Origin of the sequence: Galbibacter sp. (genome assembly GCF_035306585.1) — a bacterium.
GTDB lineage: Bacteria > Bacteroidota > Bacteroidia > Flavobacteriales > Flavobacteriaceae > Galbibacter.
This window is the reverse complement of record NZ_DATGNU010000008.1, coordinates 52,755-69,330: the sequence shown is the minus strand read 5'-3', so window position 1 is coordinate 69,330 and position 16,576 is coordinate 52,755. Positions and strand designations below refer to the sequence as shown.

16 protein-coding genes are annotated in these 16,576 nt (G+C 37.1%); 9 read left to right on the top strand and 7 right to left on the bottom strand.

Annotation, left to right across the window (positions count from 1 at the left end; genetic code table 11):
* Positions 1 to 1,829, bottom strand: a 1,829-nt coding sequence (dnaK, locus tag VKY50_RS01215; RefSeq protein ID WP_324298019.1) for a molecular chaperone DnaK, incomplete at its 3' end; no start/stop codon positions are given.
* A gap of 289 nt (positions 1,830 to 2,118) precedes the next feature.
* On the opposite strand from dnaK, the gene VKY50_RS01210 reads away from it, so the two are divergent.
* Both VKY50_RS01210 and VKY50_RS01205 read left to right on the top strand, forming a co-directional pair.
* Complete coding sequence (locus tag VKY50_RS01210; protein ID WP_324298017.1) at positions 2,119 to 2,613, top strand: RNA polymerase sigma factor; 495 nt, start codon at positions 2,119 to 2,121, stop codon at positions 2,611 to 2,613.
* Positions 2,613 to 3,230 carry a hypothetical protein gene (locus VKY50_RS01205; protein WP_324298015.1) on the top strand — a complete coding sequence of 206 codons (618 nt, stop codon included), beginning with the start codon at positions 2,613 to 2,615 and terminating at the stop codon, positions 3,228 to 3,230. Before VKY50_RS01210 ends, VKY50_RS01205 begins: the two co-directional genes overlap by 1 nt.
* Before the next feature lie 21 nt (positions 3,231 to 3,251).
* Here the strand turns inward: VKY50_RS01205 and VKY50_RS01200 are convergent, their stop codons facing one another.
* Both VKY50_RS01200 and VKY50_RS01195 read right to left on the bottom strand, forming a co-directional pair.
* On the bottom strand, positions 3,252 to 4,049 hold the full coding sequence (locus VKY50_RS01200; protein WP_324298013.1) for a lysophospholipid acyltransferase family protein: 798 nt from the start codon (positions 4,047 to 4,049) through the stop codon (positions 3,252 to 3,254).
* 42 nt (positions 4,050 to 4,091) lie between these two features.
* On the bottom strand, positions 4,092 to 4,739 hold the full coding sequence (locus VKY50_RS01195) for an NUDIX hydrolase (protein ID WP_324298011.1): 648 nt from the start codon (positions 4,737 to 4,739) through the stop codon (positions 4,092 to 4,094).
* Between VKY50_RS01195 and VKY50_RS01190 the strand changes: the two genes are divergently transcribed.
* On the top strand, positions 4,719 to 5,468 hold the full coding sequence (locus VKY50_RS01190) for a peptidylprolyl isomerase (protein WP_324298009.1): 750 nt from the start codon (positions 4,719 to 4,721) through the stop codon (positions 5,466 to 5,468). The genes VKY50_RS01195 and VKY50_RS01190 overlap by 21 nt on opposite strands.
* A 149-nt stretch (positions 5,469 to 5,617) precedes the next feature.
* Positions 5,618 to 6,562 carry a LysR family transcriptional regulator gene (locus VKY50_RS01185; protein ID WP_324298007.1) on the top strand — a complete coding sequence of 315 codons (945 nt, stop codon included), beginning with the start codon at positions 5,618 to 5,620 and terminating at the stop codon, positions 6,560 to 6,562.
* A gap of 116 nt (positions 6,563 to 6,678) precedes the next feature.
* Here the strand turns inward: VKY50_RS01185 and VKY50_RS01180 are convergent, their stop codons facing one another.
* Together VKY50_RS01180 and VKY50_RS01175 are read right to left on the bottom strand one after the other, a co-directional pair.
* A complete protein-coding gene (locus VKY50_RS01180) occupies positions 6,679 to 6,873 on the bottom strand; it encodes a hypothetical protein (protein WP_324298005.1) in 195 nt (64 codons plus the stop codon).
* Positions 6,874 to 6,972: 99 nt separating this feature from the next.
* The gene (locus VKY50_RS01175; RefSeq protein WP_324298003.1) at positions 6,973 to 7,344 is read right to left on the bottom strand and encodes a DUF805 domain-containing protein; all 372 of its coding nucleotides are present in this window, start codon (positions 7,342 to 7,344) and stop codon (positions 6,973 to 6,975) included.
* A 152-nt stretch (positions 7,345 to 7,496) separates the two neighbouring features.
* Between VKY50_RS01175 and VKY50_RS01170 the strand changes: the two genes are divergently transcribed.
* The 5 genes from VKY50_RS01170 to VKY50_RS01150 all read left to right on the top strand — a co-directional run bounded on the left by VKY50_RS01170 (position 7,497) and on the right by VKY50_RS01150 (position 13,150).
* Complete coding sequence (locus tag VKY50_RS01170) at positions 7,497 to 8,759, top strand: D-alanyl-D-alanine carboxypeptidase/D-alanyl-D-alanine-endopeptidase (RefSeq protein ID WP_324298001.1); 1,263 nt, start codon at positions 7,497 to 7,499, stop codon at positions 8,757 to 8,759.
* Positions 8,760 to 8,836: 77 nt separating this feature from the next.
* Positions 8,837 to 11,020 (top strand): endonuclease MutS2, encoded by a 2,184-nt coding sequence (locus VKY50_RS01165; protein ID WP_324297999.1) that lies wholly within the window; start codon positions 8,837 to 8,839, stop codon positions 11,018 to 11,020.
* Positions 11,021 to 11,117: 97 nt separating this feature from the next.
* On the top strand, positions 11,118 to 11,936 hold the full coding sequence (gene panB, locus VKY50_RS01160) for a 3-methyl-2-oxobutanoate hydroxymethyltransferase (protein ID WP_324297997.1): 819 nt from the start codon (positions 11,118 to 11,120) through the stop codon (positions 11,934 to 11,936).
* A 6-nt stretch (positions 11,937 to 11,942) separates the two neighbouring features.
* Positions 11,943 to 12,638, top strand: coding sequence for an RluA family pseudouridine synthase (locus tag VKY50_RS01155; RefSeq protein WP_324297995.1), 696 nt, complete (start codon positions 11,943 to 11,945; stop codon positions 12,636 to 12,638).
* Positions 12,639 to 12,727: 89 nt separating this feature from the next.
* Positions 12,728 to 13,150 (top strand): thiol-disulfide oxidoreductase DCC family protein, encoded by a 423-nt coding sequence (locus tag VKY50_RS01150; protein WP_324297993.1) that lies wholly within the window; start codon positions 12,728 to 12,730, stop codon positions 13,148 to 13,150.
* Here VKY50_RS01150 and VKY50_RS01145 read toward each other — a convergent pair.
* Entirely contained in the window at positions 13,147 to 14,334 is a 1,188-nt protein-coding gene (locus tag VKY50_RS01145; RefSeq protein WP_324297992.1) for an acetate/propionate family kinase, read from the bottom strand. The two genes, VKY50_RS01150 and VKY50_RS01145, sit on opposite strands and share 4 nt — an antisense overlap.
* A 45-nt stretch (positions 14,335 to 14,379) precedes the next feature.
* On the bottom strand, positions 14,380 to 16,470 hold the full coding sequence (pta, locus tag VKY50_RS01140; protein WP_324297991.1) for a phosphate acetyltransferase: 2,091 nt from the start codon (positions 16,468 to 16,470) through the stop codon (positions 14,380 to 14,382).
* Positions 16,471 to 16,576: the final 106 nt, after the last annotated feature.

Genomic DNA, 16,576 nt, shown 5'->3' with positions numbered 1-16,576 from the left:
GTTGCTGCACCGTTTTGCTGTGCATCCGCTGTTGCCTTATACATTTCTTCAGAAGCAGCTTTCCAAGCTTCGTTGATCTTATCCAAAGCAGGTTGAATTTGTTCAACATCCTGAGAAGCATGTGCTTTTTTCAGCTCCTCTAAAGCATCTTCAATAGGTTTTTTCTTATCTGCTGATAACTTATCCCCAAATTCTTTCAGCTGTTTTTCCGTTTGGAAAACCATACTGTCTGCCTCGTTGAGTTTATCAACTTTTTCCTTTGCTTTTTTATCAGCATCAGCATTTGCTTCTGCTTCTTTTTTCATTTTCTCGATTTCCTCCTCTGTTAATCCAGAAGACGCTTCGATTCTAATATTCTGTTCTTTATTAGTTCCTTTATCTTTTGCAGAAACATTGATAATACCGTTAGCATCGATATCAAAGGTAACTTCAATCTGAGGAACTCCCCGTTGTGCTGGTGGAATACCATCTAAGTGGAAGCGCCCAATAGTTTTATTGTCCGCTGCCATAGAACGTTCCCCTTGTAGTACGTGAATTTCAACAGAAGGCTGATTGTCTGCTGCTGTTGAGAATATTTGAGACTTTTTAGTAGGAATAGTGGTATTGGCTTCAATAAGTTTTGTCATCACGCCACCCATAGTTTCAATTCCCAAAGATAGTGGTGTAACATCCAATAACAATACATCCTTCACGTCTCCAGTTAATACACCTCCTTGAATCGCAGCACCTACGGCTACAACCTCATCAGGGTTCACACCTTTAGAAGGTTTCTTTCCGAAGAACCTCTCAACCGCTTCCACAACTGCTGGAATTCTGGTTGATCCTCCAACAAGTATAATTTCATCAATTTCACTTTTGGAAACACCAGCATTTTTCAAAGCTGACTCACATGGCTTGATTGTTCTTTCAACCAAATCACTGATTAGCTGCTCGAATTTAGAACGTGAAAGACTTTTCACTAAGTGCTTAGGTCCGCTAGCAGTCGCCGTAATATATGGTAAGTTAATCTCTGTTTGACTTGCAGAGGAAAGTTCAATTTTAGCTTTCTCAGCCGCTTCTTTTAAACGTTGTAAAGCAATGGAATCTTTCCTTAGATCAACATCCTCTTCAGCCTTGAATTCATCAGCCAACCAATCGATAATTTTCTCATCAACATCATCACCACCAAGGTGCGTATCTCCATCAGTTGACAATACTTCAAATACGCCATCTCCTAACTCTAAAATGGATACATCATGTGTTCCTCCACCAAAGTCAAAAACAACGATTTTTTGATCTTTCCCTTTTTTATCAAGCCCGTATGCAAGTGCCGCTGCAGTTGGTTCATTAATAATACGCTCCACCTTTAATCCAGCGATCTCACCAGCTTCTTTGGTTGCTTGACGTTGAGAGTCATTAAAATAAGCAGGAACCGTAATTACAGCTCCAGTTACATCTTGCCCAAGATAATCTTCAGCTGTCTTTTTCATTTTTTGAAGAATCATAGCAGACAATTCTTGTGGTGTATATAAACGACCATCAATATCTACTCTCGGGGTATTATTATCTCCTTTAACTACTTTATAAGGCACTCTGGAGGCTTCATTTTCAGATTCTGAATACTTATTCCCCATAAAACGCTTGATGGAATATATGGTCTTATTAGGGTTGGTTACCGCCTGACGTTTAGCTGGATCCCCAACCTTTATTTCCCCACCATCAACAAAAGCGATTACAGAAGGAGTAGTTCGTTTACCTTCAGCATTAGGTATTACAACTGGCTCGCTTCCTTCCATCACAGAAACGCAAGAGTTGGTCGTACCTAAGTCTATACCAATAATTTTACTCATGTTTATATTTTTATAGTGTTTGAAAATTCTTTTAATTCGCAATATAAAATTCAATCTTTGTGCCATGGATTTAAAAATGACAAACTGTCACAATAAATTGATGACACCATATTATTATTCGGTTAAGCCACTGTCACTACAACCCGTCCCTGACGCCAAATCAAGACAAACTACTGTGCATCACTAGAGATAATACAACTTAATTCCTAATGGTGACTCATTAAAGCTAAATCTTTTTGTAACATTACAGGCAAGTTGGCAACTAATACTTAAAACAACAACCTCAACTTTGACACAAGACTTAGAGCATAAATTTGTAAGCGAATTAGAAGCGAACCAGAATATCGTACATAAAATATGTAAGATCTATACGGATTGTCCTGATGCGCATAAGGACTTGTTCCAGGAGATCACCATCCAGTTATGGAAAGCTTATCCTAAGTTTCGAGGGGACGCTAAGTTTAGCACTTGGATGTACCGCATAGCGCTCAATACAGCCATTACCCTTTATCGTAAATCCAAAAGACATGTGCCTACAAATAAGTTGGATCCTGTGATCTATAAGGTCAAAGCAGTTGATTATGATGATACAGAAGAACAGCAATTAGCCCTTATGTATGAAGCAATCAAACAGCTCAATGATATCGAAAAGGCATTAGTTTTCTTGTACTTAGAGGATAAGAATTACTATGAAATTTCAGAGACGATGGGTATTACAGAGATTAATGCACGAGTTAAAATGAATAGAATTAAAAAGAAACTAAAAAATATACTTAATCCCTAATGAAAGAGCTTGATTTATTAAAAAAGGATTGGAAGAAAAGGGAGAAGAATCTCCCAAAACTATCCTATGAGGATATTTATAAGATGATACTTAAGAAATCATCTTCTTCAGTGCGGTGGATTTTTTATATCAGTTTACTTGAACTAGGTTTAGGACTCCTAATTATTTTATTCTACCACCCAAACATAGGTAAACAAATACAATTACCAGGCTTTATCGATTTCTTCTCTTATATCTCTATACCAGTGTTATTGTATTTTGCATACCGATTCTTCCAAAACTACAGAAACATCTCTACCACATCTTCAGTAAAGGATTTATTGGAAAGTATTATGAAAGCTCGTAGGACTGTTCGACTCTATATTATCTTAAACCTAGTCCTGGGAGGTCTAGCCTCTATTATCACTTTTATATATGTATATGTTGACCAACAAGGTGGTTGGAATATCTTTGTTCAAAAAGCTCAAATAAAGGACTATCTCATCATTTTTGTTGTTGCGGTAATTGCAACACTGATTGTATTAGCCGCGCTTTTAGGCATATACCTCCTACTCTACGGATTTTTAATGAGACGCCTAAAACTCAATTACAAGGAGCTTAAGAAAATGGAAGTGTAATGAACCATTAACCGAATTAAATTACCAAGCACGCTTTTTATTTAAACGCTCCATTTCAGCTATTTCCTCTTGGGGAATTACTTTTAAAAACGAAGGATGTTGCTCGATAGAATACTCAATTTTCTCCACAATTTCCTCGATCGTTTCATTATCATAATCAATATCCAAAGGTTCTTTAATAACCATAGATTGTAGGATTCCCTTCTTTTTAATACGAAGTCCTTTTCGATCAAAGGAACGCCTGAAACCATCAATAACTACTGGGATAACGATCGGCTTATAATGCTTTATGATATGAGCAGTTCCTTTGCGTATTGGTTTCCAAGGTTTGGTTGTCCCTTGCGGGAAAGTAATCACCCATCCATCTTCCAACGCTTTACTGATATTTGAAATGTCACTAAACTTCACTTTCCTATTGACATCCTTTCCAGCTGCTCTCCAGGTACGTTCAATACTTATAGAACCTGCATAGGCTAATATCTTTGGTAATAGTCCAGATTTCATGGTTTCCTTGGCTGCTACATAATATAAATTCAACTTTGGTTGCCACAGGTATCCCACATTTTTTATCGAATCCACTCGCCCACTTAAACTCGCATTAAAAACGTGAAACATGGCCACCACGTCTGCAAAATAGGTTTGGTGATTTGATATAAACAACACCCCAGAATCTGGTAGATTTTTGATGATTTCTGATCCTTCAATTTGAAGTTCATTAAATCCTCTATACCGCCTATGGGTAAGTACACCAGCAATCCGAATCAACCATTTCTTGAAAAATAGTATGTGTCCAAAAGGGTTTCTTTTGAATAAAGCCATCTTAAATCGTTATCATTAATAGGATTTTCAAAAGTACAAAACTTACCGTTCAATTGACTTTTTAAAAAGGTCTTTTATTTCACTTAATATCATTGCGGTGGCTCCCCAGACGATAAAGTCATTAAAGATAAAGGATGGAACGGTTATGTTTTGAGCATATGAAGTTGTCAAAGTTTGTGAGGTCTCCAGACGATCGTCCATAAAATCCGAGAACAGTACTTCAATAATTTGTTCCACCTCGGAGGGTTGTGCTACAAACTCTGGAGTGGAAGTTGTTAAACCAATAAATGGATGTACCATAAAATTACTCGGTGGAATAAAAAGTTCCGTTACCGATTTTATGAGTTGAATTTGTTGCGGCTTAACCCCGACCTCTTCCCAAGTTTCTCTAAGGGCAGTCTCTTGGATATTTCGATCTGGAAGTTCCACTTTGCCTCCTGGAAAACCAACCTGATTCGAATGCACCCCATTATACGTTTTTCTAAGGATCAACAAAAGACGTGTCTGGTTATTTAAATCGGGATAGAATAAGCTGATCACCCCAGCTTTACGGGGAACCTTTTTCGTTAACTTCCATTTATCAATTTCCTGTATTCTAACCTCTGGTGCCATTTTATTATGAGATTCTTCTCCTGGTAATGGCATATTTTTTATTTTTGAAACTAAATCATGAAAATCAGAAAATTCCATATGCAGTATTTTTTAAGAACTTCTACAATATTACTACTAATTATTTTAACTGCTTGCAACCAACAACCAAAGTCAAAAAAGACCCCTACCACTACCCCTGTAAAGGACAGCATTGCACAGGCCAAAGAGCGTGCAGCTAATTTGGCCAAAGAAGAACAAGAGGAAGAAAAGCCATTTGTTCTTACCGAAGAAAACGCAATTCCTTTTTTCTTTGAGTACCAAAAGACACACAAACAATCCAAAGTTAAAGTATACACATCTATGGGAGATTTCGTCATTGATTTATATGATAATACACCCTATCATAGAGCCAACATGATATATCTTAGTTCTAAGAAATATTTCAACAACACGTTTTTTCACAGAGTGGTAAAGGATTTTATTATTCAAGGAGGCAATACTGATTTAAAAATGACTGCTGAAAAACGTGATAGTATTGGTTTTTATCTATTACCTCCCGATACTAGAAAAGGTCATAAACATGTTAGAGGAACGGTATCTATGCCCAGTAGTGATGATGTAACTAACCCTCATAAACTCGCGTCTCCATATGAGTTTTTCATCGTTACTACCAAAACAGGTGCACCACACCTGAATGGTAAATTTACAGCATTTGGAATGGTTACCTCTGGAATGGATGTAGTAGACAAAATCAACCACGTCGAAACAGGTTCTGATGAATGGCCATTAACCAATGTAATTATAGATTCTATCGTCGTGATAGATTAATATCATCGGATGTTAACGATAAACAATGGAGCACTGTTCTTATAAATTTTTTAATCACTTGTTCTAATTTTATTGGTTATATATATCAAACACAAAGCCGTTATAAATTTTAACAATAGTTTTGTATCTTTGGTATTTAAAAAATAACGATGACCATTACCCAATTACAATACGTGCTAGCCGTTGCTGAGCACCAAAATTTCACACATGCCGCGGAAAAAAGTTTTGTAACGCAACCCACCTTGAGTATGCAGATACAAAAACTTGAAGATGAGCTCGATATTCTAATTTTTGATCGCAGTAAGAAACCGATCCAACTTACCGCAGTTGGAGAGAAAATAGTAGAACAAGCAAAAAATATCGTCAATGAATCCCACCGGATACAAGATATAGTAGATCAAGAAAAAGGCTTTATTGGTGGGGAATACAGAATTGGAATCATACCCACTATAATGCCAACCCTTCTGCCTTTGTTTTTAAAGAACTTTGTAAATAAATATCCGAAAGTCAATTTAAAAATTGAAGAACAAAACACCGATGTTCTTATTGAGCGATTAGAGGATGGGTACCTTGATGCTGCTATAGCGGCTACGCCACTAGAGAATCCAACAATAAAAGAAAGTGTGTTATATTATGAACCTTTTGTGGCTTATATTCCACAGAACCACCGATTGCATCAGGTTAAAAAAATTATGATGGAAGACCTGGATTTAGAGGATATTCTTCTTCTTGAAGATGGTCACTGTTTTAGAGAAGGTGTCATCAACCTATGTAAGAACAAAAATTTCAAGAATGATCGCTTTCATTTAGAGAGCGGAAGTTTTGAGACCATGATGAAACTTGCAGATGAAGGAATGGGTATGACATTACTTCCCTATTTACACACGATGGATCTTAGTGAGAGTCAAAAACTAAATCTCCGATTTTTCAATGAACCTAATCCTGCTCGAGAGGTTAGTTTAATCTATCATAAAAGCGAATTGAAAATGCATATCACACATGCACTAAAAGATATCATAACAGGGGTCATCAGGGGGGCTATTGCTTTTCAGGATGTAAAGATTATTAGTCCTGTGTCCCACAGAAACATTTAGAATAATCCTACTATAGTTTTAAGGAACTTTACTAGAGTCGTAGCAAGTTATTTAATCCTATTAAAAGAGAAGACAAAGACAAGCTCCTCTCTTTTAATAGGATGCTTTGTAGCTTATTACTTAATATAAATTAAACATTGTGATAACTCGGGTCTACCTTGGACGTAGGCTGTAAGCCAAATTCGTAATTCATCGATTTCGTAAGGTAGTAATCTTGAGGCAGCTTTTTCTAATTCTTTACAGAATAATTTAGGATCAAAGCTCACCTTATGCAACACCATTTTAGTGTACTCAAACATAGCTCTAGCCATTGGTTTAAAAATTTATTAGGTTGACTTAAAAGTAACGAATAGGTCGACATAAAATTGTTGTCTTTCCGTTAAAATCAAGGTTTAATTGTTAAAAAGCATTTAGTGCGTGTTTTCTATTTTTGTCAAGGTTTCATAATTCCCAAGTTCTTTAGGATTTGAACCAAACTTATTAATAGATGATTCACCTTCTTTAAACAACTGTCGAAAACAATAAAAAGGGATCAATTGATACCATCCACTATGTCCCATATCATGACATCTCTTGACTCCTTGTGCCGTTATAAAAAACAGAAAAGGAATAAAAAATAGCCAAAAAATAAAGGAGTAATTACCAAGTTGTATTTGTAATATTGCAGCGGATATGCTTGACAATAAATAACATAAAAAATAACCAAGAACACAGAGCAATACGCTTAAACCGAACTCGGTTCGACGTATCCTTCCGCTGAAGGAAAAGGGGTTTTTAAACATAATTTTTAAGATTTAGGCAATTGTAAATATATAATAATTTTTAACATTAATCCTAAAATTCATCGAATTACTTGTAATTTTCCTATTAAATTTACTTTAACAGAGCTAACATATAGTATTTTAGTATTTTGTACTTCGAAAATTCATTCTTCATGAAAAAGTTCATTTTAATTTTTTTGATAGCGAGTTTTATTAGTTGTTCTGGATATAAATCTCTTTCAAAAAAGGTGGTGTCCGAATTTGATACTTCATTTTTTGAGAGCCAATTTAGTGGTCTCTTTCTCTATGATCCTATCTCTGGTGATACCCTTATTAATTACAACGGAGATAAATATTTCATTCCAGCCAGTAATACGAAAATATTTACCCTCTACACCGCGATGAGCCTGTTGCCCGACTTTCTGCCTAGTATTCAATACACCATCTCTGATGGTAAAACCTATATTCGTGGCCTGGGAAATCCAGCAACACTACATCCGATTCTAAAGGATAGCTCACTTATTAATTTCCTTAAAAATCAACAAAACATACAGCTTTATTATGATAATCTAGAAGACACCCCACTGGGACCTGGTTGGGCTTGGGATGATTATGATGCTTACTATTCGCCCGAGCGAAGTCCCTTACCTGTATATGGGAATGTTGTCAGATTGTCAAACCACGACTCCTTATATGTCTCTATTGAGGCGTTGAAAAAGCATGTAAAATTACAAGAAGCTCCTTATAGGCGGGCTATTGATGAAAATGAATTTTATCTTCCAGCTAGCCAAAAGGATACTATAGAAGTACCCTTTATTTCCGATAGTAACCTTATTAGAAAGATCTTAGAAAACCAAACTGGGAAGTCTATTACCGTAGTAAATCGTTTCCCCACATCAGAAGTAAAAACCATCTATGGTATTGCAGCTGATTCAGTCTACAAACAGCTCATGCAGGTCAGCGATAACTTCATAGCAGAGCAACTACTTATTATGGCCTCCGCTACCCTTGGAGACCAGCTTAATAGTTCCAAATCACGCCAGCAAATTTTGGAAAACCAATTAAAAGGTCTTGCGCAACCACCTAGATGGGTAGATGGTTCGGGCTTATCAAGATACAATCTCTTTACGCCCTCCTCTATAGTATATGTCCTTAAGGAATTGTATGAAATGACGCCAAAGCAAACCCTTTATGCAATTTTTCCAACTGGTGGACAAAGCGGTACGTTGAAACATTACTTCAAAGGTAATCCGCATCCTTATATATATGCAAAGACCGGTAGCTTAAGTAACAATTATTGCCTTAGTGGTTATCTTGTGACGGATTCAGGAAAAACCTTGATCTTTAGTTTTATGAATAATCATTATAGACAAAGCTCCAATAGCCTAAAAGAAAAAATGGCACAGATTCTTCAGTTCATTCGGGACAATTATTAAAATAGCTAAAAAGCTACTTTAAAAACAGGTGAATATTAGTAAATTTGCATGCTAAATTAGCTATTGGCTCACGTTTTATGCACAAAATATATTCAAAAACTTTACAAGATCTAGAATTTCACACTGTCCTAGAACAGATTTCTACGCTATGTATAACTGCACTGGGAAAAGAAGCTGCTTTGGAAATCACGCCGTTTACCAGCAAAGAAGCGCTCCAAAGCGCACTAAAGCAAACCAACGAATATCTATCTTCATTTGAGAATGACAACACCATACCAAATCATTATTTTGAATCTATTACTCCTGAGATTAGTTTACTGAAGGTTGAAAATAGCCTTATAGATATTCAAGGGTTTCGGAATATTGCAATAATATCTGAAACGGTCAATAGCCATATTGTTTGTTATAAGAAATTTGCTAATTACTATCCTGAACTACACAAAAGTGTCCATCACATAGAATACACAAAAGCTATACAGAATGAAATCCATCGGATCATCGATCGTTTTGGTGAAATTAAAGATTCAGCTTCCTCTAATTTACAGAAAATAAGACGAGACATCGCTCAGGTGCGTACAAAAATTAACCAGAGTTTCGGTGGAGCATTAAGTACCTATACCGCTGCTGGGTATTTGGATGATATCCGAGAAACAGTTATTGACAACCGTCGAGTCCTAGCCGTTACTGCAATGTATCGAAAACGCGTAAAGGGAGCTATTTTGGGTAATTCTAAAACAGGAAGTATTGTATATATAGAACCTGAAGCTACGCGTCAGTATAGCCATACCCTTACCAATTTAGAGTACGATGAGCAAGAAGAAATTCAAAAAATTTTAAGGGAGCTTACTAATTTTTTACGTCCCTTTAGAGCATTGTTGATCGATTATCAGGAGTTTTTGATTCGGATCGACACGGTGGCGGCCAAGGCAAGATATGCACGAGAACTTAATGCAGTGCTACCAGAGATCACCACCGATCGCCATTTCAACCTTGTGGATGCTTATCACCCGCTGCTCTATCGTTCCAATAAGGCTGCTTTAAAGACCACTTACCCACAAACCATTGAACTGCATCAAAAGAATCGCATTATCGTGATCTCAGGACCCAACGCTGGTGGAAAAAGTATTACGTTAAAGACCGTGGGTCTATTGCAACTAATGCTTCAAAGTGGTTTATTGGTTCCTGTTCATCCAAAATCTACTATGTGTCTTTTCGAGCGCATTTTAACAGATATTGGGGATAATCAGTCTATAGAAAATCACCTGAGCACCTACAGCTATCGGTTAAAAAACATGAATTTCTTTCTACGCAAGTGTACTGATAAAACCTTGTTTTTAATAGATGAGTTTGGGACAGGAAGTGATCCTGAGCTCGGTGGAGCGCTAGCCGAGACTTTCTTAGAAGTTTTCTACGAAAAAGAAGCTTTTGGGATTATTACAACCCATTATTCCAATCTAAAAATATTGGCCAATGAACTCCCCTATGCCACCAATGCAAATATGAGATTTGACAATAAAACCCTTGAACCAGTATTTAAATTAGTTCTGGGGGAAGCTGGAAGTTCCTTTACATTTGAGGTTGCTCAGAAAAATGGCATCCCATATAGCTTGATTAATCGGGCCAAGAAGAAAATTGAACGCGGAAAAGTCCGCTTTGACGCTACTATTGCCAAACTGCAAAAGCAACGAAATCAAATGGAGAAAACTTCCACTGATCTAGTGGATCAACAATCCAAAGCAAAACAGGAGGCAAAAAAATTAAAAGAGCTCAACGCACGAATAAAAGACAAACTTGAGCAATATCAACTGCTATATGATCATAACCAGCGCATGATATACCTTGGGAATAAGATTAATACCATTGCCGAGGATTATTTCATTAACAAGAAAAAAAGACCCTTAATTTCAGAATTCTTGCGTATTGTAGAAACGGAGAACTCGAAGCGAAAACAGGAATCTGCGGCTATGAAAAAGAAGCAACGCGCTAAAAAAAAGGTTGTGGAATTGGAGGTTCAAAAACAAGTGGATCAAATTCGCGAGCGAAAGAAAAAGGAAAAAGCGCAGAAAACCGCCCAGGAAACAGCTACGCCAAAATCAGGACCTACCTTAAAGATAGGAGACAGAGTTCGACTACTAGACAGTAAATCAGTAGGAAGTATCGACCAAATTGAGAAAAATAAAGCAACGGTTAACTATGGCATTTTCACCACAAAGGTCAGTTTGGATCAATTAGAACTTGTAGAGGGCAAAAAGAAAAACTAATACCATTAACCAATAAGCCGAACCATTACAAATTCCTTAGCATAACGCACGGGAATATCTATTTTTAACTGTATTTTTACCTGAAAATTAAACGACAATGTCAGTAGCAAAAAAAGAATATAAAAGAGTAACGGTTAAATCATTAATCGAGATGAAACAGCATGGAGAAAAAATCTCCATGTTAACGGCATACGATTATTCCATGGCTAAAATCGTAGATGGAGCCGATGTGGATTGTATTTTAGTTGGTGATTCTGCCAGTAACGTTATGGCAGGACACGAAACCACCCTACCCATCACACTGGACCAAATGATTTACCATGCAAGCTCGGTTATAAGAGGTGTTCAAAGGGCATTGGTTGTGGTGGACCTGCCTTTTGGTAGTTATCAGTCTGATCCTAAAGAAGCCTTGCGCTCTGCCATTAGAATTATGAAAGAAAGTGGTGCACACGCTATTAAATTAGAAGGGGGAAAAGAAATTAAAGAATCCATAAAGAAAATTTTAAATGCTGGTATTCCAGTAATGGGGCATTTGGGTCTGACCCCGCAATCCATTTACAAATTCGGAACCTATACCGTTAGAGCGAAAGAAGAGGAAGAAGCGAATAAATTAAAAGAAGATGCTAAATTCCTGGAAAGGGCTGGTTGCTTTGCAATTGTACTGGAAAAAATTCCCGCTAAATTAGCAAAGGAAGTGGCCGAGACTGTTTCAATCCCCGTCATAGGAATTGGAGCTGGGAATGGTGTTGATGGTCAGGTGCTGGTGCTACATGATCTTTTAGGGATGACCCATGAATTTAATCCTCGCTTTTTGCGTCGTTATATGAACTTATATCAAGAGATGACAGCGGCTATATCTAGCTATGTATCTGATGTTAAGTCTAGAGATTTCCCTAGTGATCAAGAGCAGTATTAGTGATTTATGATAAAGCGTTTATCAACTAAGGATAATCTCCAAGTAATATACGAGGACAATCATATTATTGTCATCAATAAACGTGCAGGAGATCTGGTTCAAGGAGATAAAACAGGTGATGCACCCTTAGCGGATATTGTTAAATCGTATATCAAAGAAAAGTATCAGAAGCCTGGAAATGTATTTCTCGGGGTGGTACATCGTCTTGATAGGCCTACCACTGGTGTTGTGTTGTTCGCAAAAACTTCGAAAGCCTTGCCAAGATTAAACAAGCTTTTTAAAGAAAAAAAAGCTCATAAAACCTATTTAGCTATCACAAAAGCCAAACCTCCTTTGCCTACGGACACCTTGGTGCATTGGATGAAAAGAAATCCGAAACAAAATAAGTCGTATGCTTATGAAAAGCAGGTAAATGATAGCAAAAAAGCCATTTTACACTATGAGCTACAAAAGGAGTTGAATAATTATTACCTATTAAAGGTTGATCTAGAAACAGGTAGACACCACCAAATACGATCACAACTATCGGCTATTGGCTGTCCAATTAAAGGTGACCTAAAATACGGATTTGATCGTAGTAATAAAGACGGTAGCATCCATTTACATGCACATAAGTTAACATTAATCCATCCCGTAAAAAAGGAAGAATTCACCTTTACTGCACCATTACCAGAGGATCCCTTATGGAATGCCTGCCGTTAAGCACGGTAGAGTTCATGTCCTTGTATTAGATTTAAATGGTGCCACAAACTCGTTCAATTACAAACTGACCATGGCTTAAAAAACTGAAAATGGAAGATTTAGCGAATAAAAAAATAGTACTTTTTGACGGGATCTGCAACCTTTGCACAGGAACCGTTACTTTTATAATCAAACGCGATGGTAAAGATAAATTTCGTTTTGCATCACTGCAAAGTGAGGTCGGAAAACAATTAATGGAAGAACGTCATATTGACCCATCTAGTAACAACTCCATAATAGTCATTGAACCACAAGTGGCTTACTATGTAAAATCTACCGCTGCTATTGAAATTGCAAAAGAACTTGGCGGATTATGGCCTGTATTACAGGTGTTTTCTTATTTATTACCCGAAGGTATAAGAGACTCTATATACGAATTTATCGCAAAAAACCGATATAAATGGTTTGGAAAAAAGGACAGTTGCATGATTCCCACCCCTGCCCTTAAATCAAAATTCCTTGACACCGTTTAGCTGATCATCTCAAAACAATCCTTGGCAATTTCTAGTTCTTCGTTGGTCGGAACCACTAGAACTAATACTTTGGAAGACTCCTTACTTATAATTCTATTTTCGGTGGATCGTACGTTGTTTTTGTAATCTTCTAGCTCAATTCCTAAATAATCCATATCATCACAAATCATACGTCGAAGCACACTACTATTCTCCCCTATTCCAGCGGTAAATACAATAACATCAACACCATTCATTGCTGCAGCATAAGAGCCGATATACTTTTTAATTCGGTAAGCATTCATCTCTAATGCGAGCTGACATCTTCGATCGCCTTTCTCCGCTTTATCTTCAATTTCTCGTAAATCACTAAATCCGGTCATTCCGATCATTCCACTCTTTTTGTGGAGTATTTCTGAAACCTCCTCTAAAGTATATCCTAGGGTTTTTACCATATAGAATATCACAGATTGATCAATATCCCCACTTCTGGTCCCCATAATAAGGCCATTCACTGGACCAAATCCCATGGAATGGTCAACACTTTTTCCATTTTGAACCGCTGTAATACTACAACCATTTCCTAAGTGAATGGAAATAAGCTTAGATTTCTTCTTACTAATAAAATCTTTCGCCTTATTACTTACATACTTATGACTAGTCCCATGAAAACCGTATAATCGTATGTGATTTTCCTTTAGAAAGGAATCAGGGATGGCATATTTATAGGCACGCTCTGGAATGGTTTGATGAAAAGCCGTATCAAAAACTGCTACCTTCTTCGCATTGGGAAAGACCTTTTCCGCTACCTCGATTCCAGTATAATTATGTGGATTATGAAGTGGCGCGAGACTAAATAATTGTTTTATGGTTGCCTTCACATTATCGTCAATAAATACAGTACTCGAAAAGTCCTTACCGCCATGAACGACCCTATGCCCAACCACATCGATCTCATCGACACTCTTAATCGCTCCTCTATCAGGATCCATCAACAAGGATGCAATGCGCTCTAAACCAATTTGATGATTTTCAATCGCCACAGTTTCAGAAATATTCATCTTCTTAGATTTATAGTGAATGGCGGCATTTGGAAGACCAATACTTTCAACCAGTCCAGAGGCTATCACAATTTCCCCTGGCATACGAATTAATTGAAATTTGATGGAAGAACTACCTGCATTGATGACTAATATTTTTTTCATAACTAACTAAAACTTTTAACTTCTAATTTTTGTCTTTACACTCTTTTATAATCCTTGTGCTTGAATTGCGGTAATGATAACCGTATTAAAAATATCATCTACCGTACATCCTCTACTGAGATCATTAACAGGTTTGTTTAACCCTTGTAGCATAGGTCCAATGGCAAGGGCTCCTGTTTCTCTTTGTACGGCTTTATAGGTGTTATTACCGGTATTTAAATCGGGGAATATTAATACACTAGCCTGCCCAGCCACTTCAGAATCTGGAAGTTTACTCTGTGCTACTGTGATATCCACGGCGGCATCATACTGAATCGGGCCTTCTACTTTTAAATCAGGCCTTTTGGACTTGACAATTGCTGTAGCCTCTCGTACCACATCCACATCCTCTCCTTTACCCGAACTTCCTGATGAATAGGAAAGCATGGCCACTCTCGGCTCAATACCAAAAGATTGGCTACTATCTGCAGAAGATATTGCAATTTCTGCTAGCTCTTGCGCATTTGGATTTGGGTTAATGGCACAGTCTCCAAAGACCGAAACCCGATCCTCCAAACACATAAAGAATACTGAAGAAACCACTGAAACACCAGGCTTAGTTTTGATAAATTGCAATGCTGGTCGAATAGTATGTTGTGTAGTATGTGCTGCTCCAGATACCATACCATCAGCATCACCTTTGTAAATCATCATGGTGCCATAATAGGACACATCACTCATCCAGTCTTTTGCAATATCCATATTGACATTCTTGTGTTTACGTAATTCATAAAATGTTTCTACGTAATCAAGAAACTTTTCTGAAGTAGTTGGATCGATGATCTCAATATCATTCAAGTCTATTTGTAGACCTAAATTATTGATCTTTTCAATGATCTTTGCCCGATCACCTAAAAGGGTTATATCCACAATGTCAATCGCCCTAAGATGAGCTGTGGCCTGAAGAATTCTCTCATCAGTACCTTCTGGTAATACGATTCGCTTTTTATGCTCTTTGGCACGAGTAATTAAATCGTATTGAAACATTCTAGGGGTAATTCCTTTTGGTTTGAAACTAATAAGACGCTCGGCAAGGGAATCAAACTTAACATGATTCTGGAAGGTACTTATGGAGGTTTCAATTTTTGAGATACTCTCCTTATATATATTAGCTTTAATACTCCCTACTTTATTAGCCACATTAAAAGTACCTTGCTTTACAGAGACAATTGGCACTACTTGACTCAGACCTTCGATGAGTTTCAATATAGAAACCTCTGGGATTAATCCACCAGTGAGTATAATTCCAGAGATACGAGGATAGTTACTAGAGGTATTGGCCACAAGTGCCCCTAATATAATATCGCCTCGATCCCCAGGAGTAATAACCAAACTATTCTCTTTTAGATTGGTGATGTAATTTCTAAGTTGCATGGCTCCTACGCCAAAGCTAGCCGTTTGATTGTCCAAGAAATCCTCGCCAAATAATACCTTGCCATCTAAATTGGCAACAATTTCTTTCATGGTTGGATGGGCCAAAGACTCTATTCTTGGAATAGTAAAAACATCTACTTCCTCAGGCAAAAAATCCCGTAAGACACTCTCTGCAATTTCTAAGTTTTGTACATTGATCTTATTGGCCACAATAGCCATCACATTGACATCCTTATGGCGATATGTGTTGTAAGCCATGCGAAGGCTTAATGCCAAATCTTCCTTGGTCTTACCAACACCCGTGGAAACTAATATTGTCGGGAGTCCAAGATTTTTAGCAATCATCACATTGAGATCAAACTCAAACACACTACTCTCTCCTGCAAAATCCGAACCTTCGACTAATACAAAATCAAAGCGTTGTTCTAAGGCCTTGTATTTTTGAATAATTAAATCGAAGACCTGACCAACCTTATTGTTGTTTTGCATTTCAATCACCTGATGGGAGGTAAAAGCATAAGCATCCTCATAGTTCATCTCCACATTAAAATAAGAAAGCACAGTTTCTATATGATTATCTTTCTTCCTCTTTGTAGCATTGATAATAGGTCTAAAATAACCCACCTTAGCAGTTTTCCCTAAAAAGGTTCGCATTAAACCTAAGGTTATTAATGATTTTCCGCTATCTGATTCTAGTGTAGCAATATATATTCCTTTATTCATCCTAATTAAAGTCAAATTTTTAGAGCCATTACTCTTATGGCGCTAATTGCTATCAAAAATACTAGATATTACCCTGCTATCCTAAATGTTTAAGGTCTTTATCTAG

What these genes read in the sequence shown, in the direction of transcription:
- pta (WP_324297991.1), bottom strand. Translation starts at nt 16,470, where the DNA reads ATGAATAAAGGAATATATATTGCTACACTAGAATCAGATAGCGGAAAA.
- VKY50_RS01180 (WP_324298005.1), bottom strand. Translation starts at nt 6,873, where the DNA reads ATGGCTAGAGCTATGTTTGAGTACACTAAAATGGTGTTGCATAAGGTG.
- VKY50_RS01145 (WP_324297992.1), bottom strand. Translation starts at nt 14,334, where the DNA reads ATGAAAAAAATATTAGTCATCAATGCAGGTAGTTCTTCCATCAAATTT.
- VKY50_RS01185 (WP_324298007.1), top strand. Translation starts at nt 5,618, where the DNA reads ATGACCATTACCCAATTACAATACGTGCTAGCCGTTGCTGAGCACCAA.
- VKY50_RS01175 (WP_324298003.1), bottom strand. Translation starts at nt 7,344, where the DNA reads ATGTTTAAAAACCCCTTTTCCTTCAGCGGAAGGATACGTCGAACCGAG.
- VKY50_RS01190 (WP_324298009.1), top strand. Translation starts at nt 4,719, where the DNA reads ATGAAAATCAGAAAATTCCATATGCAGTATTTTTTAAGAACTTCTACA.
- VKY50_RS01150 (WP_324297993.1), top strand. Translation starts at nt 12,728, where the DNA reads ATGGAAGATTTAGCGAATAAAAAAATAGTACTTTTTGACGGGATCTGC.
- VKY50_RS01155 (WP_324297995.1), top strand. Translation starts at nt 11,943, where the DNA reads ATGATAAAGCGTTTATCAACTAAGGATAATCTCCAAGTAATATACGAG.
- VKY50_RS01205 (WP_324298015.1), top strand. Translation starts at nt 2,613, where the DNA reads ATGAAAGAGCTTGATTTATTAAAAAAGGATTGGAAGAAAAGGGAGAAG.
- VKY50_RS01200 (WP_324298013.1), bottom strand. Translation starts at nt 4,049, where the DNA reads ATGGCTTTATTCAAAAGAAACCCTTTTGGACACATACTATTTTTCAAG.
- VKY50_RS01195 (WP_324298011.1), bottom strand. Translation starts at nt 4,739, where the DNA reads ATGGAATTTTCTGATTTTCATGATTTAGTTTCAAAAATAAAAAATATG.
- VKY50_RS01165 (WP_324297999.1), top strand. Translation starts at nt 8,837, where the DNA reads ATGCACAAAATATATTCAAAAACTTTACAAGATCTAGAATTTCACACT.
- VKY50_RS01170 (WP_324298001.1), top strand. Translation starts at nt 7,497, where the DNA reads ATGAAAAAGTTCATTTTAATTTTTTTGATAGCGAGTTTTATTAGTTGT.
- panB (WP_324297997.1), top strand. Translation starts at nt 11,118, where the DNA reads ATGTCAGTAGCAAAAAAAGAATATAAAAGAGTAACGGTTAAATCATTA.